At 64.7% G+C, this 22,184-nt stretch carries 20 protein-coding genes; 6 read left to right on the top strand and 14 right to left on the bottom strand.

All coding sequences use genetic code 11. The features are described 5' to 3' along the window. Genes ACQR1W_RS25780 through deoC form a run of 3 tightly spaced genes read right to left on the bottom strand, consistent with a single transcriptional unit; the run spans window position 1 to window position 3,946 of the window. Complete coding sequence (locus ACQR1W_RS25780; protein ID WP_434853427.1) at window positions 1–459, bottom strand: RbsD/FucU family protein; 459 nt, start codon at window positions 457–459, stop codon at window positions 1–3. A 60-nt stretch (window positions 460–519) separates the two neighbouring features. After that, window positions 520–2,904, bottom strand: a complete 2,385-nt coding sequence (locus ACQR1W_RS25775) for an aldehyde dehydrogenase family protein (RefSeq protein ID WP_434853426.1) — start codon at window positions 2,902–2,904, stop codon at window positions 520–522. Between the two features lie 10 nt (window positions 2,905–2,914). After that, window positions 2,915–3,946 (bottom strand): deoxyribose-phosphate aldolase, encoded by a 1,032-nt coding sequence (deoC, locus tag ACQR1W_RS25770; RefSeq protein ID WP_434853425.1) that lies wholly within the window; start codon window positions 3,944–3,946, stop codon window positions 2,915–2,917. Between the two features lie 225 nt (window positions 3,947–4,171). Here deoC and ACQR1W_RS25765 point away from each other — a divergent pair, with 225 nt between their 5' ends. Further along, window positions 4,172–4,972, top strand: coding sequence for a DeoR/GlpR family DNA-binding transcription regulator (locus ACQR1W_RS25765; RefSeq protein ID WP_434853424.1), 801 nt, complete (start codon window positions 4,172–4,174; stop codon window positions 4,970–4,972). Between the two features lie 43 nt (window positions 4,973–5,015). Here ACQR1W_RS25765 and ACQR1W_RS25760 read toward each other — a convergent pair whose 3' ends face one another. The 8 genes from ACQR1W_RS25760 to ACQR1W_RS25725 are packed head-to-tail and all read right to left on the bottom strand — an operon-like array spanning window position 5,016 to window position 13,403. After that, window positions 5,016–5,735, bottom strand: a complete 720-nt coding sequence (locus ACQR1W_RS25760) for an ABC transporter ATP-binding protein (protein ID WP_434853423.1) — start codon at window positions 5,733–5,735, stop codon at window positions 5,016–5,018. Beyond that, complete coding sequence (locus tag ACQR1W_RS25755; protein WP_434853422.1) at window positions 5,728–6,483, bottom strand: ABC transporter ATP-binding protein; 756 nt, start codon at window positions 6,481–6,483, stop codon at window positions 5,728–5,730. The genes ACQR1W_RS25760 and ACQR1W_RS25755 overlap by 8 nt, the downstream gene beginning before the upstream one ends. Beyond that, window positions 6,480–7,439: a branched-chain amino acid ABC transporter permease gene (locus tag ACQR1W_RS25750; protein WP_434853465.1), complete on the bottom strand. Its 960-nt coding sequence runs from the start codon at window positions 7,437–7,439 to the stop codon at window positions 6,480–6,482. Before ACQR1W_RS25750 ends, ACQR1W_RS25755 begins: the two co-directional genes overlap by 4 nt. Before the next feature lie 35 nt (window positions 7,440–7,474). Next, complete coding sequence (locus tag ACQR1W_RS25745) at window positions 7,475–8,350, bottom strand: branched-chain amino acid ABC transporter permease (protein ID WP_008967997.1); 876 nt, start codon at window positions 8,348–8,350, stop codon at window positions 7,475–7,477. A 15-nt stretch (window positions 8,351–8,365) separates the two neighbouring features. Continuing rightward, complete coding sequence (locus ACQR1W_RS25740) at window positions 8,366–9,616, bottom strand: ABC transporter substrate-binding protein (protein WP_434853421.1); 1,251 nt, start codon at window positions 9,614–9,616, stop codon at window positions 8,366–8,368. A gap of 21 nt (window positions 9,617–9,637) precedes the next feature. Next, a complete protein-coding gene (locus ACQR1W_RS25735; protein ID WP_434853420.1) occupies window positions 9,638–12,013 on the bottom strand; it encodes a xanthine dehydrogenase family protein molybdopterin-binding subunit in 2,376 nt (791 codons plus the stop codon). Beyond that, window positions 12,010–12,546: a (2Fe-2S)-binding protein gene (locus ACQR1W_RS25730; RefSeq protein WP_434853419.1), complete on the bottom strand. Its 537-nt coding sequence runs from the start codon at window positions 12,544–12,546 to the stop codon at window positions 12,010–12,012. Before ACQR1W_RS25730 ends, ACQR1W_RS25735 begins: the two co-directional genes overlap by 4 nt. Continuing rightward, on the bottom strand, window positions 12,543–13,403 hold the full coding sequence (locus tag ACQR1W_RS25725; protein WP_434853418.1) for an FAD binding domain-containing protein: 861 nt from the start codon (window positions 13,401–13,403) through the stop codon (window positions 12,543–12,545). The genes ACQR1W_RS25730 and ACQR1W_RS25725 overlap by 4 nt, the downstream gene beginning before the upstream one ends. A gap of 251 nt (window positions 13,404–13,654) precedes the next feature. On the opposite strand from ACQR1W_RS25725, the gene ACQR1W_RS25720 reads away from it, so the two are divergent. Continuing rightward, complete coding sequence (locus tag ACQR1W_RS25720) at window positions 13,655–14,269, top strand: TetR/AcrR family transcriptional regulator (RefSeq protein ID WP_434853417.1); 615 nt, start codon at window positions 13,655–13,657, stop codon at window positions 14,267–14,269. Between the two features lie 40 nt (window positions 14,270–14,309). On the opposite strand, the gene ACQR1W_RS25715 is transcribed toward ACQR1W_RS25720, so the two are convergent. Further along, window positions 14,310–15,335, bottom strand: coding sequence for a LacI family DNA-binding transcriptional regulator (locus ACQR1W_RS25715; protein WP_434853416.1), 1,026 nt, complete (start codon window positions 15,333–15,335; stop codon window positions 14,310–14,312). Window positions 15,336–15,557: 222 nt separating this feature from the next. On the opposite strand from ACQR1W_RS25715, the gene ACQR1W_RS25710 reads away from it, so the two are divergent. The 4 genes from ACQR1W_RS25710 to ACQR1W_RS25695 all read left to right on the top strand — a co-directional run bounded on the left by ACQR1W_RS25710 (window position 15,558) and on the right by ACQR1W_RS25695 (window position 20,317). Then, window positions 15,558–16,697, top strand: coding sequence for a sugar ABC transporter substrate-binding protein (locus tag ACQR1W_RS25710; protein WP_434853415.1), 1,140 nt, complete (start codon window positions 15,558–15,560; stop codon window positions 16,695–16,697). A gap of 124 nt (window positions 16,698–16,821) precedes the next feature. Continuing rightward, window positions 16,822–18,363 carry a sugar ABC transporter ATP-binding protein gene (locus ACQR1W_RS25705; protein WP_434853414.1) on the top strand — a complete coding sequence of 514 codons (1,542 nt, stop codon included), beginning with the start codon at window positions 16,822–16,824 and terminating at the stop codon, window positions 18,361–18,363. Then, on the top strand, window positions 18,360–19,340 hold the full coding sequence (locus tag ACQR1W_RS25700) for an ABC transporter permease (protein WP_434853413.1): 981 nt from the start codon (window positions 18,360–18,362) through the stop codon (window positions 19,338–19,340). Before ACQR1W_RS25705 ends, ACQR1W_RS25700 begins: the two co-directional genes overlap by 4 nt. Next, window positions 19,337–20,317 (top strand): ABC transporter permease, encoded by a 981-nt coding sequence (locus tag ACQR1W_RS25695; protein WP_434853412.1) that lies wholly within the window; start codon window positions 19,337–19,339, stop codon window positions 20,315–20,317. Before ACQR1W_RS25700 ends, ACQR1W_RS25695 begins: the two co-directional genes overlap by 4 nt. A gap of 120 nt (window positions 20,318–20,437) precedes the next feature. On the opposite strand, the gene ACQR1W_RS25690 is transcribed toward ACQR1W_RS25695, so the two are convergent. Beyond that, the gene (locus ACQR1W_RS25690; protein ID WP_434853411.1) at window positions 20,438–21,013 is read right to left on the bottom strand and encodes a histidine phosphatase family protein; all 576 of its coding nucleotides are present in this window, start codon (window positions 21,011–21,013) and stop codon (window positions 20,438–20,440) included. 75 nt (window positions 21,014–21,088) lie between these two features. Next, the gene (locus tag ACQR1W_RS25685) at window positions 21,089–22,180 is read right to left on the bottom strand and encodes an ABC transporter ATP-binding protein (protein ID WP_434853410.1); all 1,092 of its coding nucleotides are present in this window, start codon (window positions 22,178–22,180) and stop codon (window positions 21,089–21,091) included. Window positions 22,181–22,184: the final 4 nt, after the last annotated feature.

Raw genomic sequence — 22,184 nt, 5'->3', positions numbered from 1 at the left:
TTACTGCGCTCCATCCGGCGGGATCACGCCCTTGGCGAACAGGAAGCAGCCATAGAAGCGGCGCTCGCCGGTCGCGATCACGCAATAGGCATTCTTGGCTTGCTCATAGAAGGCATGGCGTTCGACGCCGACCAGCGGCCAGGACTTACCCTCGGCGCGATCGATCACCGCCTGCACCTCCTGTTGCACCGGCGGCACCTCGGTCGGATGACCGACGATCTCCATCCTGACAGCGGCGTCGTCCACGAACGTGTCGAGCGGCAGCACCGAGAGCACTGCCTGGGCAGCGCGCGCCGCGCTGACATTGTCGATGCGCAGCAGCTCGCCGAACACGGTCTGTCGCGCGATTGAATCGGCCGGGAAATTGGTATCGCAGATGACCAGACGGTCGCCATGGCCCATCGCGCGCAGCGCGTACAGCACATCTGCATTGAGCAGCGGATCGATCGTTTTCAGCATGGTCCCTCCCTTTTTGCTTGGCCAGGACCTTAACGGTCCTTGTGCCCTGTTGTCGCGTCGCTAATCGCCATAGGGAATCCAGATGTTCTTCACCTGCACCGCATGGCGCAGCAAAATCGGCCCCTCCGATGCCGCCGCATCGTACCAGTCGGTCAGCAGCCCGTGATCGACCAGCGTGCGCTTGAGGTTGCCGACCGACAATCGCTCCGCAACGGCCGAGGCCTCCTTGGAGCCGAACACCCAGAGCGCGTCAACATCGTCATGCTCGGCCAGCACCTTAACCAGCGCGTCGCGCTTGCCTGTCACGATGTTGATCACGCCCGCCGGCACGTCCGATGTTTCCAGCACCTGATAGAGATCGGTCGCGACCAGCGGATGCCGCTCGCTTGGGACCACGACGACGCGGTTGCCCATCGCTATCAGCGGCGCAACCAGACTGATAAGCGCGAGCAGCGGTGCCTCGTCGGGACAGGCGACGCCGACTACCCCGATCGGTTCGTGCATGGCGAGCGCGATGCCGCGCAGCGGCGGCGTGTGCACTGCGCCTTCATATTTGTCGGCCCACGCACCATAACTGAACAGGCGGAAGATGGCGGCATCGACCTCCGCTTTCGCTTTGGCAGCCGTCAGTCCCGTCATCGCTGCGATGCGGGTGGCAAATTCGTCGCCGCGCGCGGACAGGTTCTCGGCGAGATAATACAGGATCTGGGCGCGGTTATGTGCGGTTGCCCGGCCCCACCCGTCGGCCGCTCGCGCCGCCGCCACGGCATTGCGGATGTCCTTGCGGTTGCCGTCGCCGACCTCGCCGAGATGCTTGCCCTTCGGGGACAGCACCGCGCGCGAATAGTTGCCGTCGGGCCGAACCTGCTTGCCGCCGATGAACAGTTTTGGCGTGCGGTCGATCGTCGGCAGCGCGAAACTTGCAGGCTCGTCTGTCTCAGTCACCGCGGGCTGCACAGCGCGCGGCTTGCGCCCTCTCCATGCGACCGGCTTGAGATATTCGGTGATACCCTCGCGGCCACCTTCCCGGCCAAAGCCGGACTCGCGATAACCGCCGAAGCCGACGCCCGCGTCGAACAGGTTGGTGGCGTTGACCCAGACCACGCCGGCTAGGAGCTTCGGCGCGATATCGAGCGCGCGGCCGATGCTCTCGCTCCACACGCTGGCCGCCAGGCCATAGCGCGTGTTGTTGGCGAGCATCACGGCCTCTTCCGGGGTGCGAAACGTCATCGCCACCAGCACCGGGCCGAAGATTTCCTCGATTGCGACCGTGGAGGACGGCTGTACGTCCCAGAGCAAGGTTGGCGAATAGAAGCAGCCGTGCTGGGGCAGTGCGCCGGGCGCCTGGTATTTCTGCGCGCCCTCCTTGACGCCGGTCTCGACCAGCGATGCGATGCGCTCGAGCTGAACCGGATCGACGATCGCGCCCATGTCGATCGCCTTGTCGAGCGGCGGCCCGACGCGCAACGTCTCCATCCGCCGCACCAGGCGCCGGCGGAAGGTTTCGGCGATCCCTTCCTGGACGAGCAGCCGCGAGCCGGCGCAGCACACCTGGCCCTGATTGAAGAAGATCGCATCGACCACGCCTTCGACGGCGGCATCGAGGTCGGCATCCTCGAACACGATGAAGGGCGACTTGCCGCCGAGCTCCAAGGTCAGCGATTTGCCGGTGCCGGCCGTGGCCTGCCGGATCAAGCGGCCGACTTCCGTCGATCCGGTGAAGGCGATCTTGTCGACGCCATCGTGATCGACCAGTGCGGCCCCCGTTGCGCCGTCGCCGGTGATGACGTTGAGCACGCCCGGCGGCAGGCCGGCCTGCGCGGCCAGCTCAGCAAACAGGAGCGCGGTGAGCGAGGTGAATTCCGCGGGCTTCAACACCACCGTGTTGCCCATCGCCAGCGCCGGCGCAAGCTTCCAGGCCAGCATCAGCAGCGGAAAATTCCACGGAATGATCTGACCGATGACGCCGAGCGGTGCGTAGTCCGCAAACTCGCGCTCCTGAAGCTGGGCCCAGCCGGCATGATGCAGGAAGTGCCGTGCCGCGAGCGGAATGTCGAGGTCGCGCGTTTCGCGCAGCGGCTTCCCGTTGTCGATCGCCTCCAATACCGCGAACAACCGCGCATGACGCTGCAGCATCCGAGCCAGTGCATAGAGATGCCTGGCACGGCCATGACCGCCGAGCCTCAACCATTGCGGCTGGGCCTTGCGCGCCGCCATCACCGCCGCATCGATATCTGCAGCGGAGCCTTGCGCCAGCTTCGCCAGCACCTTGCCGGTGGCGGGCTCCGAGGTCGTGAAATGCTTGCCATCCGCGGATGCTGCGAAGGCGCCATTGGTGAAATGGCCGAAGCTTGCGCCGTGTCTGGCAAGCCACGCCCGCGCCTCCGTATCTGCCTCCGGCGCCGGACCGTATTCCATCGTCTCGTAATATTGCAGGACGCTCACGGCCTTGTCCTCATGCCACGGGATGACGATTGAAGGCCGAGTAGCGACCGGTGACGTGATGCTCGAGCTGGCGCTCGATGTCGGCGAGCAGGCTCGAGGCGCCGATGCGGAACAGCGACGGCTCCAGCCACTCGCGTCCCAGTTCCTCCTTCATCAGGATCTGATAATTGAGCACGTCCTTTGCAGTCGAGATGCCGCCGGCCGGCTTGAAGCCGATCTTGTAGCCGGTGCGGTCCTGATAGCTACGGATCATCCGCAGCATCACCAGCGACACCGGAAGCGTCGCGTTGACGCCCTCCTTGCCGGTGGAGGTCTTGATGAAATCGGCGCCCGCCATCATGCAGACCATCGAGGCCCTGGCGACATTCCGCAATGTCTTCAGATCGCCGGTGGCGAGGATCGTCTTCAGATGCGCGTGGCCGCAGGCCGCGCGAAAATCCCTCACCTCTTGATAAAGCGCGCGCCAGTCGCCGGTCAGCACGTGCTCACGGGTGATCACGATGTCGATCTCCTCGGCGCCATCCTGCACCGAGGCCTCGATCTCCCTGAGCTTGACGTCATGTGGCACGAGGCCGGCGGGAAAGCCGGTGGAAACGGCGGCGACCGGAATGCCGGAGCCGTCCAGCGCCTCGACCGCGATCGCGACGAAGCGGTGATAGACGCAGATCGCGCCGGTGTGCAGCTTGCGGCCGGCGAAGCCCAGCGCATCGAGAATATCTGCGCGCACCGGCTGCCTGGCCTTGGCGCAGAGCCGCCGGACGCGGCCGGCTGTGTCGTCGCCATTGAGCGACGTCAGATCGATGCAGGTGATAGCCTTCAACAGCCACGCCGCCTGCGCCTCGTTCTTGACCGTGCGCCGGCCCGGCAGGCTGGCGACGCGGCGCTCGGCCGCTGAGAGGTTGACCCTGATCTCGTCGACCCAGTCCAGCTCGAGCGCGCGGCCCGCATTGCGCGCAATCGCGGCGGCCTCGACGGCGACCGACCGTTCGCGTCCGCGCAACGGGACGCGGGATGACTCCGGTATCGACGCACTCTGCGACATCGCGAAAGCCGCCGTGGCCACTAGTAAAACGACAGGCGCGGTCGCTGCGCCGGCTGTTTGAATCCTAACATTGGCACCCTCCCAGAGCCCGGCTATGCAGCTATAGATGCACACCGGCCAGCGGCTGATGTTCCGCCGTTGTTATATTCGCAACGTATTTATGTTTGAATTCTCACATCGTGTGACGCTATTGTCAACCGGCAGGACGCAAGGCTATTGAACGGCATGGTCGATATTCCCCCAAGCGCTGCGGGCCAACCCGACGCGCGCACCCAACGCCTGCAACGGCTGCGGCGCGCCATCGCCGAGAACGGTGCGCTGCATCTGAAGGATGCAGCCCAGCTGTTGAACGTCTCGGAGATGACGGTGCGGCGCGATCTGGCCACCGCCGATGCCGCGCTGGTCTGCCTTGGCGGCCACGTCGTGAATGCGACCGCACCCAGCGCCGTGAAATACACGATCGAGCAGGAGATCGATCAGCACACCCAGGACAAGCGGCTCGCCTGCCGGGCCGCTGCGGCACTGCTGCAGGCTGGCGATACCGTCTTCATCGACTGCGGCACCACGATGCAGTCGCTCGCCGAATGCTTGCCGGATGACCTGCCGTTATCGGTGATCTGCTACTCGATGAACGTCGCTGCGATCATGACGCAACGGCCGAGGACGCAAGTGATGCTGATGGGAGGCCTGTATCACCCCTCCTCCCAATCCTTTTCTTCCGACGAGGGCCTCGCCTATCTGCGCAAGCTCGGCATCAACAAGGCCTTCATCTCGGCCGGCGGTGTCCATGCGGTTCGCGGCGCGAGCTGCTCGAACTTTCATGAGACGGCGATCAAGCAGGCGGCCATCGCAACGGCGGTCGAAAGCATTCTGGTGGTCGATGCGAGCAAGCTCGACAGCCTGAAGCCGGCCTTTTTCGCCGAGCTCGAGTCGTTCTCCAGAATCATTGTCGGCGGCGCCGTGCCGCGCGAACACCGCAAGCCGTTCAAGCATCTCCCGCTGGAATATGCGACCAAGACCGGCTGACGATGGCGCTTCAAAAGGCAAGCGCCCAAGCCAATGGCTGCGATCAGACCGCGCAGTAGCGGTCCTGGATGTCCTTGTCCGCGAGCAGCGCCGCGGCGCTGCTTTCATAGACCATCTCGCCCTGATCGATGATCACAGCGCGATCGGCCAGCCGTAGCGCCCATTCGACATTCTGCTCCACGAGCAGCAGCGTCGTGCCCTGGTCGCGCAGCTTTCGAAACAGCACGCCCATCTCCTCGACCAGCACCGGCATGATGCCTTCCGAGGGCTGGTCGAGCAGGATCATCTTCGGTTTCGCGATCAGCGCACGGGCAATCGCCAGCATCTGCTGCTCGCCGCCGGAGAGCGTCACGCCTTCCTGATCGAGACGCTCCTTCAGGCGCGGAAAGGTTTCCGCGATCTCGTCGATCGCCGTGCGCTCCTTGATGCTGCTTGCAGCCGCGACCAGACCAAGCCGCAGGTTCTCGCGCACGGAGAGCCCCGGCACGATCCGCCGCTCCTCGGGCACATAGGCGAGACCAAGGTGGTAACGTCGATGCGCGCGAAGCGGCAGCAGGTCCCTGCCCGCAAACCGCACCCCTCCCGTCGCCCGCGGCATCAAGCCCATCACCGCCCGCAGTGTCGTGGTCTTGCCGGCCCCGTTACGACCGACCAGCGCCAGCACCTCGCCCGCCTTCACCTCAACGGAGATCCCATGAAGGACGTGGCTGGTGCCATACCAGGCATGAAGATCTCGGATTTGGAGCAGCGCGGTCTCAACCATAGCCTTCACTCTGTCCGAGATAGACCCGCCGAACCTCCGGGTTGCTCCTGATCTCGTCCGGCGCTCCGTCCGCCAGCAAGCGGCCGTGATGCAGCACGAGGATGCGCCTGCTCAGACCGAGCACCATCTTCATCTTGTGCTCGACCAGCAGGATGGTGCGCCGGTCGGCGAGCCGCTCCAGCAGCGCCACCATGTCCTTGGTCTCCTCCGGTCCCATGCCGGCGGTCGGCTCGTCGAGCAGCAGCAGCTCGGGCTCGGACACCAGCGCGATCGCGATCTCCAGCGCGCGCTGCTGGCCATGGGCGAGGAATTTTGCCAGCTCGCCGCGCCGGTGGAGCAGCCCCACGGCCTCGAGCGCGGCGTCGGCGCGTGCACCCAATTCGGCAAGACGCGCGCGGTTGCGCCACACATCGTACCTGACACTGAGCGCCTGTGCCGCGACGCGGACATTCTCATGCACCGTCAGGTCCGGAAAGATGTTGGTGATCTGGTAGGAGCGCGAGATGCCCCGATGCACGAAGCGGTGCTGCGGCAGCCCGTTCAACTCGCAGCCCTTGAAATGCAGCGTGCCGGAGCTCGGCGACAGCGCGCCGGACAGGATGTTGAAGAAGGTGCTCTTGCCGGCACCGTTCGGCCCGATGATCGAAGTCAGCTGGCCCGCCGCGAACGACACCGTGACGCCCTCGAGCGCGACGAAGCCGCCGAAGCGCTTGCCGATCCCTTCGGCACGCAACAGCTCGCCGCTCATCGTCGGGGCCTTGCGATGAGCAGGGTTTCCAACAGCGTGCCCCAGATGCCCTTTGGCAGGAACAGCACAAACAGGATGAAGATCGCGCCGACGAAGATCTGCCAATGCGGCGTCCACAGCGAGATGACGTCCTCCAGGATCAGGAACGCCGCGGCGCCCACGAACGGACCGAAGAAGCTGCGCGCGCCGCCCAACAGCACCATCATCACGATCATGCCCGAGGTCTGGTAATGCAGGATGTCGAGCGGCACGATCGACAGATGCAATGCCAGCATGCAGCCGCCGAGCGCCGAGATTGATCCCGACAACATGAACACGAGCAGCTTGCTGCGCTCGACGTCGTAGCCGCAGGCCCGGGCGCGCTGCTCGTTCTCGCGAATGGCCTCGATCACCGCCCCGAACGGCGAGTTCAAGATCCGCGACTGGAACCACAGCGCCGCCGCCGCGAACACCATCAGGACGTAGTATTTGTTGAGAGGATCGAGGAAGTTGATCTGCAGGCCGAACAGGCTGATGCGGTCGACCGTGAAGCCGCGCAGCCCGTTCTCGCCGCCGGTGAAAGAAGATGCCTGCAGCGCCACATAGTAGACGAGCTGCGCCAGCGCCAGCGTCACCATCGAGAAGTAGATGCCCCGGGTTCGGGTCGAGATCACGCCGATGACGGCGGCAAGAATAGTGCTGACCACAACGGCGGATGCAACCGCTGCGAACCACGGCATGCCATAACGGCCGATGGCAATGCCGGTGACATAGGCGCCGCAGCCGAAGAACGCGGCCTGGCCGAACGACAGCAGGCCGGTATAGCCGAACAGGAGATTGTAGCCCATCACCACGACGCCGTAGATCAGGACGTTGACGGCCAGCGCCTGCGAGGGCAGCAGCCACGGCAACGCCATCAGCATCGCGACGGACAGGAGAACACGCTGGTCCCCGAACCGGTCGAGCGCCCCGAACACCGATCTTGTGGCCGCGGCGCGATTGGATTGCGCGGTCACGCGACCCTCCCCCGCACGTTGAACAGCCCTTGCGGCCGGATCAGCAGCACGGCCGCCATCAACGCGAACATCACGATGGTCGCCATCTCGGGCGCAACCAGCGCCACCATGCTGATGGAGATGCCGACCAGGAGGCCGGCGACAACAGCGCCGGGAATCGAACCGAGGCCGCCGATCACGGTAACGACGAACGCCTCGGCCAGCACCAACGAACCCATCTCCGGATTGACACTGCGCATCGGGCCGGCCAGCACGCCACCGAGTGCTGCAAGCGCGACGCCGAGACCGAAGATGGCGAGCCAGACCCGGCCGATGTCGACACCGAGCACTTGCATAATCACAGGATCCCGCGCGCCCGCACGCACGATCAGGCCGATGCGGGTCTTCTCCAGCATCAACCAGAGCAGAACCAGGACCGCAGCCACCATAACGATCACGAAAATCCGGTAGCGGGGGAAGAAGCCGACGCCGAGATCGACGACACCAATGAGCTGAGACGGCGTCGGGAACGGGATGCCGTCACTGCCGAACAGGATCCTCACGCCTTCGACCAGGACGTAGCTGAGCCCGAAGGTCAATAGCAGCGGATCGTCGATCGAGCGGCCGTACAATCTGCGGATCAGAACGAATTCGATCAGCATGCCGAACGCGCCGATCAGGATCGGCGCCAGCAACAGGCCCCACCAGAACGAGCCGGTGAGGGACGCGAGATACAGGCCCGCATAGGCGCCGATCATGAACATGGCGCCGTGGGCAAAGTTGACCACGCCGAGCATGCCGAACACGATCGTGAGTCCGAGCGCAGTGATCACCAGGACCGCACCAAGGGCGATCCCGGACAAAAGCTGCATGATGATCAGCGACAGGTCCATCGGCGTGTGGCACGCTCAGGTCGCGTGGCCGAGTTCGCTGCAGCTCCGCAGCATATCCTCGGAGCCGGCATCGTTGGCCAGGATCGCAAACAGATCGTTGTCGTTGGCCATGGCGGACTTCTTCTTGGATTCCAGCACCAGCACCGACTGAACCGACTGGTGGTCGCATTTGCGATAATGCTGCGGGCCCTTGGTGAGATCGTATTGCAGCTTCTCCAGGGCATCGACGACCTTGTCCGTGTCGGTACCGCCGGCAGCCTGCATGGCCTGCAGCAGCGAGGCCACGCCGGAATAGCCATAGGCGCCGTAGTCGGTCGGGATGGCGCCGCCATTCGCAGCCCGGAAAGCGGCGTTGAAATCGGCCGCCGATTTGGACTGCGTCTCCAGCCCCCAATAGTAGTTTGCGCCGCCGACGACGCCCTCGAAGACATCGGCGCCAACCGCCAGCCGCTGATTGTGCAGCAGGACCGGAACCACGATCTTCATCTGCTGCTTGACGCCGAAATCCACGGCCTGCTTGATCGCGTTGGCCTGATCGCGGCCGAAATTGCTGATGCAGAGAACGTCCGGCCGCATCGACATCAGCCGCGGCATGAAGGTGGAGTAGTCGGCAGCCCCGAACGGGTGCAAGATCTCGCCGACGCTGTCGGCGCCGATCACCGCCTGTGCCCGCTTGAAGCCGCGCAGCATTTCATGGCCATAGGCATAGTCAGCCACCAGATGGGCGACCTTCATCCCTTTCTTGAAGGTGTGCTGCGCCACCGCCGCGGTGGTCATGTGGGGATTGAGCGCCTCGTGGAAGGTGTATTTGCTGAAGTCCTTGGCCTCGTTGATGGTGTCAGACTGGCTGATCGAGACGTAGATCACGCCGCGCGCGCGGGTCACCTCGTTGACCGCGAGCTGCACCGCGCTGGAGAGCGCGCCTACGACAGCGTGGACCTTATCCTTTTCGATCAGCTCCAATGTCCGGGTCGCTGCCTCGCCCGCATTGAGCTTATCGTCGCGCACGAGCAGCTCGACCTTCCGACCGCCGATGCCGCCCTTGTCGTTGACGAGCTTCACCGCGAGCTCGGCGCATTTGACCTGGTCGCGGGCCTCCGCAGCGAACGGCCCGGTCAGCGGCGTCGGAAAACCGATGCGGACGGTGTCGTCGGCAGCGCGGCCGAGCCGGGGCATCGCGACGGCCAGCGCGCCCGCGGACAGGCCGGCCAGCGCGGTACGGCGGGAGATCTTCAACTCTGTCGGCTTCGATCCGGCCTTCTGCATGATTTCCTCCATGATGTTCTGTTAGAAGCGCTTGAGCGCCTTCAGCACTGTTGTCGGCGTGATCGGAATTGAATTGATTGATGCGCCGAACGGCGCCAGCGCATCGTTGACGGCATTGAGCACACAGGCAGAGGCTGCCGCGGTGCCGGCCTCGCCGCATCCCTTCGCGCCCAAGGCCGTATCTTTGGTCGGCGTCTCGATATGCGCGATGACGATGTCAGGCATCTCCATCGCCATCGGGACCAGATAGTCGGCGAGCGAGCCGTTGATGAGCTGGCCGGTGTCGCTGTGGCGGCATTCCTCGAACAGGGCCGCACCGAGCCCCTGCACGACGCCGCCGCGCAATTGCTCGTCGACGAGCATGGGATTGATGATGCGGCCGCAATCCTCGACGACGAAATGCTTCAACAACTTGATGAAGCCGGTTTCGACGTCGACCTCCAGCGAGCAGCCCTGGATGCCGTTGGTGAAGGCAAAGGGGTAACCCTGCGGCGCGAAGTGGTGGCTGACCGTCAGCTGCGCCTGCGTGCCTGGCGGCAGCGTGTCGGACCGGAAATAGGCGATGCGCGCGATCTCGGCGATCGGCAGGCGCGGCGTCGCCGTCGACGCATCGACGACCTGGCCGTCAATGATGTCGAGCGCGGACGGCTGCTCCTGGAGAATGACCGCCGCGATTTCCAGAACGTTGCGCTTGAGCGCACGGGCAGCCTGCAGCGCGGTCTCGCCACCGATCCCGGCGCCGCGGCAGGCCCAGGTCGCGCCACCATGCGGGGTCACTTCGGTGTCACCGGTGATGACCTTGACCTGATCCTGCACGACGCCAAGCTGGTCGGCGACGATCTGGCTGATGATGGCCTCGGTGCCCTGCCCCTGCTCGGTCACCGAGATCAGGCAGCGTACCTCGCCCGACGGCGTGAGGCTGACGGTCGCACCATCCTGGGAAGAGATGCGCGCGCCGCCGACGCCGTAGAAGGCGGGGCTCGGATTAGTGATCTCGACGAAAGTTGCGATGCCGATGCCGCGATAGATGCCGCGCGTCCGCAGCTCCGCCTGCTCGGTCCGCAACGCGTCATAATCCATCATCGCATGCAGCCGCTGCAGGCAGGCCTGATGCGACAGCGCCTCGAACCGGTAGCCGGTCGGTGATGTCCGTGGATAGCCGTCATCGGCGATCACGTTTTTGTCCCGAATGGCAAATGGGTCAAGGCCAAGGCGGGCCGCAGCCATATCCACCAGCCGCTCGGTGACAGCGCAAGCGATGGGATGGCCGACCGCGCGATACTGGCTGGTCTGCACCTTGTGCTGGAAGATCACCTCCAGCGCGGCACGGTAGCTCTTGAACCCATAAGGTGCGCCGATCAGGCGGATCACCTGGTTGCCTTCGACCACGCTCGTGCGCGGATAGGTCGAGAACGCGCCGATCGCGGTGAGATCCTGCACATCCATCGCCAGGATCTCCCCGTCCGCGTTCAGCGCCATGCGCGCGCGCACACGATGGTCGCGGGCATGGATGTCGGAGACGAAGGACTCGGTGCGGTCAGCGACATATTTTACCGGGCGGCCCAGCAGGATGGAGAGGCCGACCGCCGCCATATCCTCGTGATAGACGTGCAGCTTCATGCCGAACGAGCCGCCAATATCGGTCGCGATCACGCGAACCCGCGCCTCAGGGATGCCGTAGTGGCGGGAATAGAGATCCTGGAATTGATAGGGCGTTTGCGTGGCGTGGTGGACCGTCAGCATTCCGGCGCTAGGATCGTAATCGGCGACGATGGCGCGCGGCTCCAACGTCACGGCCGTGTGACGGCCGAAGGAGAACTCCCCTTCCACGATATGGGTCGCCGTCGCAAAGGCGTCGTCGACGCCACCGCTGTCGAGCTGGCTGCGGAAGCAGACATTGCTGGCGCTGCCGGGATTGACCAACGGCGCGCCGCTCTGGCGCGCAGTGTCGAGATCGACCACGCTCGGCAGTTCCTCGTAGTCGACGACGATCAGTTCCAGCGCGTCTTCGGCGATCGCCCTGCTCTCGGCAACGACGGCGACCACCGCCTGCCCGGCCCAGACCACGCGATCCAGCGGCAATGGCAGCTGCGGCTCCGAAATCATGCCTTTGAAATGATCGAGCGTGCCGATCCAAGGTGTACAGATCTTGGCAAGGGCCTGACCAGTGGCGACGAGATGCACGCCTTCGAGCGCACGCGCCTGCTCGCAATCGATCGAGACGATCTTCGCATGCGGATGCGGGCTGCGCAAAAAAGCCGCGTGCAGCATGCGCGGCAGCCGGAGGTCGCTGACATAGCGGCCCCGTCCGGCGAGCAGCCGCTTGGCGTTGGGCCGTGGCACGGAACGGCCGATGTATGAGTTCGGGCGATCGAGCGAGGTCAGCGGCGCACTCATGCTGCGCCTCCATCCTCGCAAGACGCGGACGCGCGGGCCTTTGCCACCGCCTCGATGGCGTCGACGATCGCCTCGTAGCCGGTGCAGCGGCAGTAGTTGCCCGACAGCGCATCGCGGATCTCGTCGCGGGTGGGCCGCGCCGTCTGCGACAACAGCTCATGGGCACTGACCAGCATGCCCGGCGTGCAGAAGCCGCATTGCAGCGCATTGCGGCGATGGAATTCGGCCTGCAGATCGGAGATCGCGCCGCTTTCAGACAATCCTTCGATGGTATCAATGGCGGCACCGTCGGCCTGCACGGCGAACATCAGGCAGGAATGGACGGCCCGTCCGTCGAGCTGCACCAGGCAGGCGCCGCAGGCCCCCATCTCACACCCGGCATGCGTGCCCGTCAGTTCGAGCGTCGTGCGCAGGCAATCGACCAGGGTTTCGCGCGGGCTGGCGTCGCGTGCGACCTTGCGGCCATTGACGACGAAACGAACTCGAACAGTCTCCTCGGCCTCATCAGGCACATCGGCGTCGCGCTCGCTCATGCGCCCTCTCCGAGACGGCCGAGCAGCCGACCGAGCAGCACCCGGGCCAGATGCAACCGCATCGCCGGCGGCACGTCGTCGCTTTCGGGCGGCATCAGATCATTCGCAAGCGCGGCCTGAGCCGCGGCGATATGGGCAGCGTCCACCGCGGCTCCGGCCAGGACAGACTCCGCCTGCTTCGCCCGCGTCGGCACGTTGCCGACTGAGAAGAACGCGATACGGATGTCGTCCACGCGCTTGTCCGTGTAGGTCGCGAGCATGCCGCAACCGACCTGCGCATAATCTCCGCGACGCCGCGCCAGCTCGTCGAACGCAATGCGCTGGCTGGATTTGAATAGCGGGACATGGACCGCGACGATCAATTCGCCGGGCTCCAGCGCGGTCTCGAACAGGTCGAGGAAGAAATCGTCGGCTTTGACGCGCCGCTTTCCGGAGCGGCCGGCGATCTCGATCTCGGCATCGAGCGCCAGCGCCATGGCCGGAAACTCGGCGGCCGGATCAGCCAGCGCGATGCTGCCGCCGAACGTCCCCCGATTACGGATCGCCGGATGGGCGACGAACGGTGCTGCCGCCCGCAGCAGCGGCGCGAACTCCGCGATCAGTGGCTCGCTCAGCATCTCGCAATGGCGCGTGAGGGCGCCAACGCGCAAGAATTCGCCTTCGCGCCTGACGCCGCGCAGTCCGGCAATATGGGCGATATCGATCAACAGCCGCGGCGCCTGGAGGCGCAAGGACAGCGCGGGCACGAGGCTCTGGCCGCCCGCGATGTAACGGGCCTCGTCGCCGGCGCGCACATGCGCATCGAACGCCTCTTCCATCGTGCGCGCACGAAAATAGCTGAAAGCCCTCGCCTTCACCGCCGTTTCCTTGATCCCTCGGCTCGCCAGCCGGGATTGCCAGATTTGTAACCATCTGGTCTCAAAATCCTGACACGGGGGCAAACCGCGGTCAACAGGAAATGACCATTTGGTCACAAATGCGACCTGAGCTATCAAGACAGTCCCATCGCAGTTCATCGACGAGAATGGCACGGATAGCGAAGAAAGCGGCGAAGAAAACCGCCCCGAGACGGAGCAAGGCAGCGCGGACCGCTCCGCGGCGGCGCAACATGCGCGCGGCCGAACGTGAGCGGGCGATCGTGGACGAAGCGATCCGGTTCTTTGCCGAGCACGGCTTCGAGGGCCAGACCCGCGAGCTCGCTAAGCGCATGGGCATCACCCATTCGGCGATCTACCGTCATTTCCCGAGCAAGGAAGCGCTGATCGAACGCGTCTACCAGGAGGTCTATCTCAGCCGCTGGTCACCCGACTGGGCTCCCCTGATCCGCGATCGTGAGTTGCCGCTGGAGGCGCGACTGACACGGTTCTACCTGGACTATGTTGCCCGCGTGTTCGAGTACAACTGGGTCCGCATCTTCGTCTTCTCCGGCATGAAATCGTTCGGCATTGCCGGGCGCTATCTCGACCTGGTCCGCCGCGAGATCATCGAGCCGGCGACCATCGAACTGCGCCACGAGCTGGGGCTGGCGAACATCCAGGCCAGCCAGCTCACGGAGCGCGAAACCGAGCTGTTTTGGGGGCTGCATGGCCGCATCTTCTATCTCGCGATTCGCAAGTTCATTTACGCTACTCCGGTGCCTGCTGATATGAACGAGATCGTTCGAGATGCGGTACTGACGTTCCTGGACGGCGCAAGAAAGAGGATGCCCGCGCTCGTCAGTTAGCCTCCCGAACCCCCGGGGCACATCGGGCGGCGTCTGTCATTTACAGGCGAGCGCCGCGAGGACCGGTGCTGCCCCGCGCCACGATCTCGAAGCCGAGATCGATCTGGCGCCGCGCAGGCCGCTTGCCAGTTGCGATCACCTGAAGCACCAGCTCGGACGCCACGCGCCCCATATCGGCGCGCGGGGTCAGCACGGTCGACAGCGGCGGATTGGACGCCGCGGCGAATTCGAGGTCGTTGAAGCCGATCAACGAAATCCGACCGGGGACATCGAGTCCCGCCTGCTGGCAGGCGAACAGCGCCCCGAGCGCGATATTATCGTCGCAGCAGAAGATCGCATCGGGCGCCTCGACCGCGAGCATGTCCAATGTCAGCTTGCGCCCGAGCGAGATCGTCGCCTGCGCCGGCAGCCAGCCGACCAGCGATGAACAGTCCAGTCCCGCCTCCTCCAGCGCCGCGCAATAGCCCTCGAGCCGGGCCCGCGCACGATCGTCGCGTTGGCCGGAGAGATAGGCGATCCGCTGGTGCCCGAGATCCAGGAGAAACCGGGTCGCGGCATAGCCGCCCTTGCGCTGCGACAGGCCAACATTGAGGTCGATCGGATCATCGGCGAGCTCAAACGTCTGTACGACGGGGATGCGCGAACGCTCCAGCACGCGCTGCGCTGCCCGGGTCTGGTTGACCCCGACGAGGATGAGCGCTTCGACGTTCTGCCCGAGGAGTGTCTTGATCGCTCCCTCCTCCTCCTCGGCCGAGTAGCGGCTGCTCACGACCACCGGCCGGAAGCCGAGCGGCAGCAGGCTGTCATAAATCGCCTGCAGGTAGTCGGCGAAGATGCCGTTGGAGAGCGATGACACCACGACCCCGATCGAATGCGTGCGCGCGGAGGCGAGCCGGCTCGCAGCGAAGTTCGGCACATAAGCCAGTCGCTCGACCGCAGCATCGATCCGCTTGCGCAGCTCGGGCGAGACCATATCGGGCCGCCGCAGCGCCCGCGAAACGGTGATAGCGCTGACATTGGCAAGGCGCGCGACGTCCTCCAAGGTGGTGCGACGCTTCTGAAGCATGATCTCCGATGCGTAGTTCCAGGAGCTTTTGTGCTGACCTCACCTATGGCTTGACACATACCGCGCGGCAAACCGGGCAAGGGCAATTGACAGCGCTATCATAGGCCAGTAACCCTTGAGGTGTCGAGATGGCGGGCCACGCCCGAAAAACCTCCGTAAAAGAAGTGAGGCATCTCGCGCTGGCGTCACGCATTGGCACCACAACAACAGGGGAGGTCACAAATGTCGTCCAAGTCGATGAGGGCGCGATGCCTTGCAACCTGCGCATCGCTCGTGCTGCTGTCAGCCTTCGCCAGCAGGGCGTTGGCAGAACCCGAGACGGTCAAGGGTCCGGCGTCCGATCCCCAATGCATGGTCCCGTGGACCACCGACACCAAGTTTTTCAAATTTCCGGCCAAGAAGGGCCCCTACCGGATCGCCTTGGCGAACGGCTACATCGCCAACACCTGGCGCATCCAGATGATCCAGACAGCCAAGGCCTATGCGGCGCAGCCGGAGGTCAAGGCCAAGCTGAAGGAATTCAAGGTTGTCTCGACCGGCGAAGACGTGCCGGCGCAGATTTCGGCGATCAACAACTTCATCGACTCCGGCTATGACGCAATCGTCGTCAACGCGCAGAACCCGACCGCCTTCAGTCCGGTGATCAAGCGCGCCAAGCAGGCCGGCGTGATCCTGGTCGCCTTCGACAACATTCTCGCAACCGAAGACGCCATCAACGTGAATGTCGACCAGAAAGGACTTGGAGAGCTCTGGGCGAAATGGCTGGTCAAGAACGTGCCTGATGGCGGCAAGGTGCTCGAGGTGCGCGGCGTGGCCGGAACCTCGGTCGATACCGACAGGCACAACGGATTCCATGCAGTCCTCGACGGCTCCGGCAAGAAATGGCAGGTCACCGAGGTGGTCGGCAAATGGGACGACGGTGTTGCCCAGAAGGCGACGGCGGATGCCATTGCGACCAACGGACCGTTCGATGCGATCTCCGGCCAGGGCGGTGACACCGGAATCGTGCAGGCCATGCTCGATGCCAAGCAAAAGATGGTGCCGTTCGGCGGTGAGACCGAGAACGGCTTTCGCAAATTCTGCGCTACCAAGGCGTCGGAAGGCTTGAAGTGCTCCTCGGCGGGCACCGGACCCGCGCAGGTCGCGGTCGCGATCAAAGTGGCGCTCGCCGCGCTGGAGGGCAAGGTGGTGCCGCAATCGGTCAAGCTGCCGCTCGCGGTGGTCGAGGATCCCGACTTCAAGAAGGATCAGGACTACTTCCCCGCCCAGTCCGATAACTTCTTCGTCGGTAACTCCTTCCCGACCTGCGGCATCAACTTCACGGCGCAGGAAATCATGGGCCAGTCGAAGGAAAACCAGTAGGCCTCACAGCCCGCCGGCAGTGAGGTAGACCTGTCGTGCGCATGTCACCGTCGGATCGGGAGCCTGGACGCGAACGCGTTCGCGTCCAGCGTGGTCGGCTCGTTCGAGCCCTAAGGGAGCAAGCATGATCGCGGCCGAGCCGCTGTTTCGCGCCGAGGGGCTTTCCAAGCGCTACGGCGGTGTGATCGCTCTCGACCGGGCGGACCTCGAGGTTCGTCCGGGCCGAATCCACGCCATCCTCGGCGAGAACGGCGCCGGGAAGTCGACGCTGATCAAGTTGATGGTGGGCGTGGTCGCGCCGGATGAAGGCCGCATGACGCTGGAGGGCCGCGAGGTCGCCTTCGCGCGGCCGGCAGCGGCGACTGACGCGGGCGTCGTCTGCATCTTCCAGGAGTTGTCGCTGATCCCCGATCTGTCGGTCGCTGACAACATCATGATCTCCCACCCGCCGACGCGGTTCGGCATGATCGATCGGCCACGCCAGCGCCGAATCGCCGAAGAGGCGCTGCAACGTGCCGGCGCCGGCGACATCCATCCGCGTGCGCTGGTGAAGGATCTGCCGCTCTCACGCCGGCAGATGGTCGAGATCGCCAAGGCGCTGGCCCGGCAACCGAAGATCCTGATCCTCGACGAGGCAACGTCGGCGCTGACGGCATCCGACGTGACGAAAGTGTTCGAGGTGCTGAAGCGCCTGCGGTCGGAAGGACTGGCACTGCTCTACATCTCCCATCGCATGCACGAGATCGCCGCGCTCGCTGACGAATGCACCGTGTTTCGCAACGGCCGCAGGATTGCGACCTTCGCTGCCGGCACCAAGCGTGACGCGGAGGTGATCGAGCTGATGATCGGCCGCGAATACAAGCATGCCTTTCCCGAAAAGCCCGGGCCGAAGGCCGTCGGCCGGCCGCCGGCGCTGCAATGCAGAAGCCTCGGCTGGGCCGACCGGCTGAAAGATATTTCCTTTTCGCTGCATGCCGGAGAGATCATCGGCCTCGGCGGCCTCGACGGCCAGGGCCAGCGCGAACTGCTGCTCGCTCTGTTCGGTGTGCTGCGCGACTGCCGCGGCGACATCCTGATTGACGGCAACAACGTGAAGATCGAGAGCCCCGTCGCCGCCAAGTCCGAACGCATCGGGCTTGCCCTCATCCCGGAGGACCGCAAGACCGAGGGGCTGATGCTGCCGATGTCGGTGCGCGACAATCTCTCCGCCGCGGCGTTCGACCGCTTTTCGCGCTTCGGCGTCATCGATCGACAGCGGCAGTCCGCCTTGATCGACGAGATGATCCGCCTGATCGAGATCAAGACCGCCTCCCCCGACCTCGCCGTCAGCGCGCTGTCCGGTGGAAACCAGCAGAAGGTCGTCATCGCGAAATGGCTGATGAACAAGCCGCGCATCATCCTGCTCAACGATCCCACGCGCGGGATCGACGTCGGCACCAAGCAGGAGATCTACCGCCTGCTGCGGCGGCTCGCCGACGACAGCGCCGCCATCCTGCTCTATTCGACCGACTATGACGAGCTGATCGGCTGCTGCGACCGCGTGCTGGTGATGTATGATGGCGCCATCAAGCGCGAGCTGGTGGGCGCTGACATCACCGAGCGCGCGCTGGTCAGCAGCGCCCTCAATGTGCAGGACACCGAACCGGCTGAAGCGAGCGTGCCATGACTGAGTGGCGATACTGGTTCTCAGAACAGCGCGGCACCCTGCTGGCGATCGGCATCTTCGTCGCGATGTTCCTGATCTATGCCACCAACCATCCGGCCGGGTTCAGCGTCAACATGGTGCAGACCGCGGCCAACAAGGCGACGCTGCTGGCCTTCGTCGCGATGGCCCAGGCGATCGTGGTGATCACCGCCGGCATCGACCTGTCCGTCGGCATGATCCTGACATTGACCAACTGCCTCGCCTCCTGGATCGTGGTCGGCACCGCAACCGAGACGGCGCTCGGCGTGATCGGCGTGCTCGGCGCCGGCCTCCTCTGCGGCATGATCAACGGCGCCGTCGTGATCTTCGGGCGCCTGCAGCCGATCGTGACCACGATCGCCACAGGCGCGATGTATTACGGCGTCGCGCTATTCCTGCGGCCCAATCCCGGAGGGTCGGTCAACGAGACGCTCGCGGATACCTTGACCGGGCGGTTGTTCGGCGTGCTGCCGACCAGTCTAATGGCCCTGGCAGTGACGGCGCTCGTGATCTGGGTGCCCTACAGCCGGTCGGTCGTCGGCCGTGCCGCCTTCGCGACCGGCTCCTCCGAGGTCGCCGCCTACATGTCCGGCGCCCCGATCCGCGCCGCCAAGTTCACCGCCTACACGCTCGCCGGCTTGCTGTCCGCCATCGGCGGTCTGTTCCTGACCTTCTTCTCCTACACAGGCGAAGCGGCCTATGCGAGCGGCAATGCTTACACACTGTTCTCGATCGCGGCCGTGGTGCTTGGCGGCGTGTCGCTGATGGGCGGACGCGGCAGCGCGATCGGCGCCATCTTCGGCGCACTTGCGTTCCGAACCATCGGCGATCTCCTGTTCGTGTTCGACTTCGATCCGCTGTGGCAGCCGCTGTTCCAGGGCCTGGTGCTGATGCTCGCGGTTTCGATCGGCGCGTTTGGCCTGGTTCGCGTGCGCAATCGGCTGGAGTGGTTCGGATGAGTGACGCGATGGCATCCCGATCGGTCCAGCGCGGGACCGCCATGCTGCGCCGGCTCGACCCGGCCGTGGCCGCGTCCTTCGGCTGCATCCTGCTGCTGCTCCTGCTCGGCAGTCTCTATTCGCGCAGCTTCCTGTCGCCGGAATATCTTCTGCAGCAGCTGAAGGTCGCGAGCTTCCTCGGCGTGATCGCAACCGGCATGATGCTCGTGATTCTGCTCGGCCAGATCGATCTGTCGGTGCCGTGGGTCGTGACATCAGGCGCGATGATGGCGTGCGCGGTCGCCGCCCACGGGACCACCGGCGCCGTCATTGCGATTCCCTGCGGCATTCTCTGCGGCGCAGCTATCGGGATCGTGAACGGCATCGGCGTCGCCTATCTGCGCATTCCTTCGATGATCATCACGCTCGCGACCAACGCGGTCGCCCAGGGGCTGATGGTCGCGTACACCGGTGGCTTCGCTCCGCAGGACGCGGCCTCCAGGGCAATGCGCTATCTTGCCACTGGCAACGCCGTTCCCGGCCTTCCCAATGCGGTGCTGGTCTGGGCTGTCGTCGGAGCCGCCGCGATCTGGATGCTGTCGCGCACCACGTTCGGCCGCTCCATCTATGCGATCGGAAACCGCGAACAGGCCGCCTATCTCTCGGGCATCGACACGCGGCGCGTCACCATGCTGGCGTTCGCGCTGTCCGGCGCCCTCTCCGCCTTCGGCGGCGTGCTGCTCGCTGGTTATGCATCGAAGGCAGCGCAGTCGATGGGCGATGCCTACCTGCTGCCTTCCATCGCGGCGGTCGTGCTCGGCGGCACGCATATTCTCGGCGGCCGCGGCAGCTATCTCGGCACGGTGGCCGGCGTCGTGCTGATCACACTGCTGCAGTCGATCCTGTCGGTGATGCAGATTTCCGAAGCCGGCCGCCAGCTGATTTACGGCGCCGTGATCATCCTGATGCTCCTGATCTACGGCCGGCAGAAGACGTGAACAGCCGCGTGGTCGCCGCCTCGCTAATGGGTGCGCGAAACCACTCCGTTCGAGCGCCCATCCGTTGGTGGACCAGCTTGTCACCGACAACCATCCAACCGCAGTGCTCCCTCGGCACGATCAGAGGTCTTCGAGGGGACGCCACGAATGCTGCACGCGACGGCACTCCTTGGTGAATGCGAAGAAGCAGCCGCCGCCGCCAGGTTGATCATAGACTCGGTCGATCGCAACACCCGAATAGTAACAATACAGCAAGGTGCCGACGCCACCATGGCCGACGAAGAGGACGTCGCCCGGTTCATCTCGCGCCAGGACCTCTTCCAGCTCGCGGACGACACGCGACTGGGCATCAACCGCCCGCTCCCAGCCCCGGACGCTGATGTGGGGCTGGGCAAAGAACTGATCGGCGACCGCCTGAAACTCGTCCGGAACCAGGAAACCAGTCGCAGATCGATCATTTTCATGCATCGCCTCGCGAACCTCGACGGTAACGTTCAGCCTGGCCGCGATGATCTCGGCGGTCTCGATCGCCTTTCGCTCGCCGCTGCAGATGATCTGCGTTGTGCGAGCAAGCTGACGCGTGCTCCCGATCGCCTTCGTGCGCGTTCTTCCGATCTCGCTCAGGCCCCAGGATGGGACGGGGATCGCCGGATCGATGTTCACTTGAGGATGGGTGAGATAGCGTACGACGCTCATCATAGTTCAATGCTGACCCACAAGGCTGTTTACGATCGGCCGGCGTGCCGAGGCCGACCGATGCGTTCCGAACCGTTAGGCCTCGTTCTGCGTCGAAACCCTCAGGCCCGAAGCATCGAAGACGTGCACGTCCCGAGCCCCAGCGCCGAGCGTGGCTCGCTCGCCCGGCGTCGGCGTCTGCCGGCCGCGGACCTCGGCAACGAACAGCCTGTTGTCCGCGCGGCGCAGATAGGCGAAAGAGGATTCGCCGAGCCGCTCGACCAGCTCGACAACGCCTTCCACGGCGAAGGGACCATCTGCTCCGCGACCAAGATGCTCCGGACGGACGCCGACCGTCAGCAGGTCGCCGACCTCAAGTGATGGCGCCGACAGCTCGAAACTGCGAAAGCCGGCTCCAGCAACGCGCGCGCATCCGCTCTCGATACGCTCGACCTTCGCTTCAAAGAAATTCATCGCAGGCGAGCCGATGAATCCGGCGACGAACAGGTTGGCGGGCGCATAATAGAGATCGAGCGGCCTGCCGACCTGCTCGATACAGCCCCTGTTCATGACGACGATACGGTCGGCCAGGGTCATCGCCTCGACCTGGTCGTGCGTGACATAGACGATGGTCGATTTCAGCATCCGATGCAAATTCGCGATCTCGACCCGCGTCGAAACGCGCAAGGCCGCATCGAGATTGGAGAGCGGCTCGTCGAACAGGAAAACGGCAGGCTCGCGCACGATGGCGCGGCCGATCGCAACGCGCTGACGCTGCCCGCCGGAGAGATCGCGCGGATAGCGATCGAGCAACTCCTCGAGTCGCAGCATGCGAGCGGCCTCCGCGACGCGCCGCTCGCGCTCGGTCGGCGGCACGCCGGTGAACTTCAACCCGAAGGTCATGTTCTTGCGCACATTCATGTGCGGATAAAGCGCGTAGGACTGGAACACCATGGCGATGCCCCGCTCGGCCGGAGCGAGCGCGTTGACGAGCTTGCCGGCAATATGGATGTCGCCGCCCGATGCGCCGTCGAGCCCGGCGATCATGCGCAGAAGCGTCGACTTTCCGCATCCTGAAGGGCCGACGAGAACGACGAACTCGCCGTCCTCTATGTTCAGATTTATATCGTTGAGCACCTTCGTCGCGCCGTAACGCTTGTTGAGGTGCTCGATGCGCAGATTGGCCATTTTC

The organism is Bradyrhizobium sp. HKCCYLS1011 (assembly GCF_051167795.1).
Lineage (GTDB): Bacteria > Pseudomonadota > Alphaproteobacteria > Rhizobiales > Xanthobacteraceae > Bradyrhizobium.
The sequence above is the reverse complement of the archived record's forward strand: the minus strand, read 5'-3'. Positions and strand labels throughout refer to the sequence as shown.

Coding starts and splice junctions, on each gene's coding strand:
- ACQR1W_RS25705 (WP_434853414.1), top strand. CDS start 16,822: ATGATCGCGGCCGAGCCGCTGTTTCGCGCCGAGGGGCTTTCCAAGCGC.
- ACQR1W_RS25715 (WP_434853416.1), bottom strand. CDS start 15,335: ATGCTTCAGAAGCGTCGCACCACCTTGGAGGACGTCGCGCGCCTTGCC.
- ACQR1W_RS25740 (WP_434853421.1), bottom strand. CDS start 9,616: ATGCAGAAGGCCGGATCGAAGCCGACAGAGTTGAAGATCTCCCGCCGT.
- ACQR1W_RS25720 (WP_434853417.1), top strand. CDS start 13,655: ATGCGCGCGGCCGAACGTGAGCGGGCGATCGTGGACGAAGCGATCCGG.
- ACQR1W_RS25710 (WP_434853415.1), top strand. CDS start 15,558: ATGTCGTCCAAGTCGATGAGGGCGCGATGCCTTGCAACCTGCGCATCG.
- ACQR1W_RS25755 (WP_434853422.1), bottom strand. CDS start 6,483: ATGAGCGGCGAGCTGTTGCGTGCCGAAGGGATCGGCAAGCGCTTCGGC.
- ACQR1W_RS25695 (WP_434853412.1), top strand. CDS start 19,337: ATGAGTGACGCGATGGCATCCCGATCGGTCCAGCGCGGGACCGCCATG.
- ACQR1W_RS25690 (WP_434853411.1), bottom strand. CDS start 21,013: ATGAGCGTCGTACGCTATCTCACCCATCCTCAAGTGAACATCGATCCG.
- ACQR1W_RS25780 (WP_434853427.1), bottom strand. CDS start 459: ATGCTGAAAACGATCGATCCGCTGCTCAATGCAGATGTGCTGTACGCG.
- ACQR1W_RS25765 (WP_434853424.1), top strand. CDS start 4,172: ATGGTCGATATTCCCCCAAGCGCTGCGGGCCAACCCGACGCGCGCACC.
- ACQR1W_RS25760 (WP_434853423.1), bottom strand. CDS start 5,735: ATGGTTGAGACCGCGCTGCTCCAAATCCGAGATCTTCATGCCTGGTAT.
- ACQR1W_RS25685 (WP_434853410.1), bottom strand. CDS start 22,180: ATGGCCAATCTGCGCATCGAGCACCTCAACAAGCGTTACGGCGCGACG.
- ACQR1W_RS25730 (WP_434853419.1), bottom strand. CDS start 12,546: ATGAGCGAGCGCGACGCCGATGTGCCTGATGAGGCCGAGGAGACTGTT.
- deoC (WP_434853425.1), bottom strand. CDS start 3,946: ATGTCGCAGAGTGCGTCGATACCGGAGTCATCCCGCGTCCCGTTGCGC.
- ACQR1W_RS25745 (WP_008967997.1), bottom strand. CDS start 8,350: ATGGACCTGTCGCTGATCATCATGCAGCTTTTGTCCGGGATCGCCCTT.
- ACQR1W_RS25735 (WP_434853420.1), bottom strand. CDS start 12,013: ATGAGTGCGCCGCTGACCTCGCTCGATCGCCCGAACTCATACATCGGC.
- ACQR1W_RS25700 (WP_434853413.1), top strand. CDS start 18,360: ATGACTGAGTGGCGATACTGGTTCTCAGAACAGCGCGGCACCCTGCTG.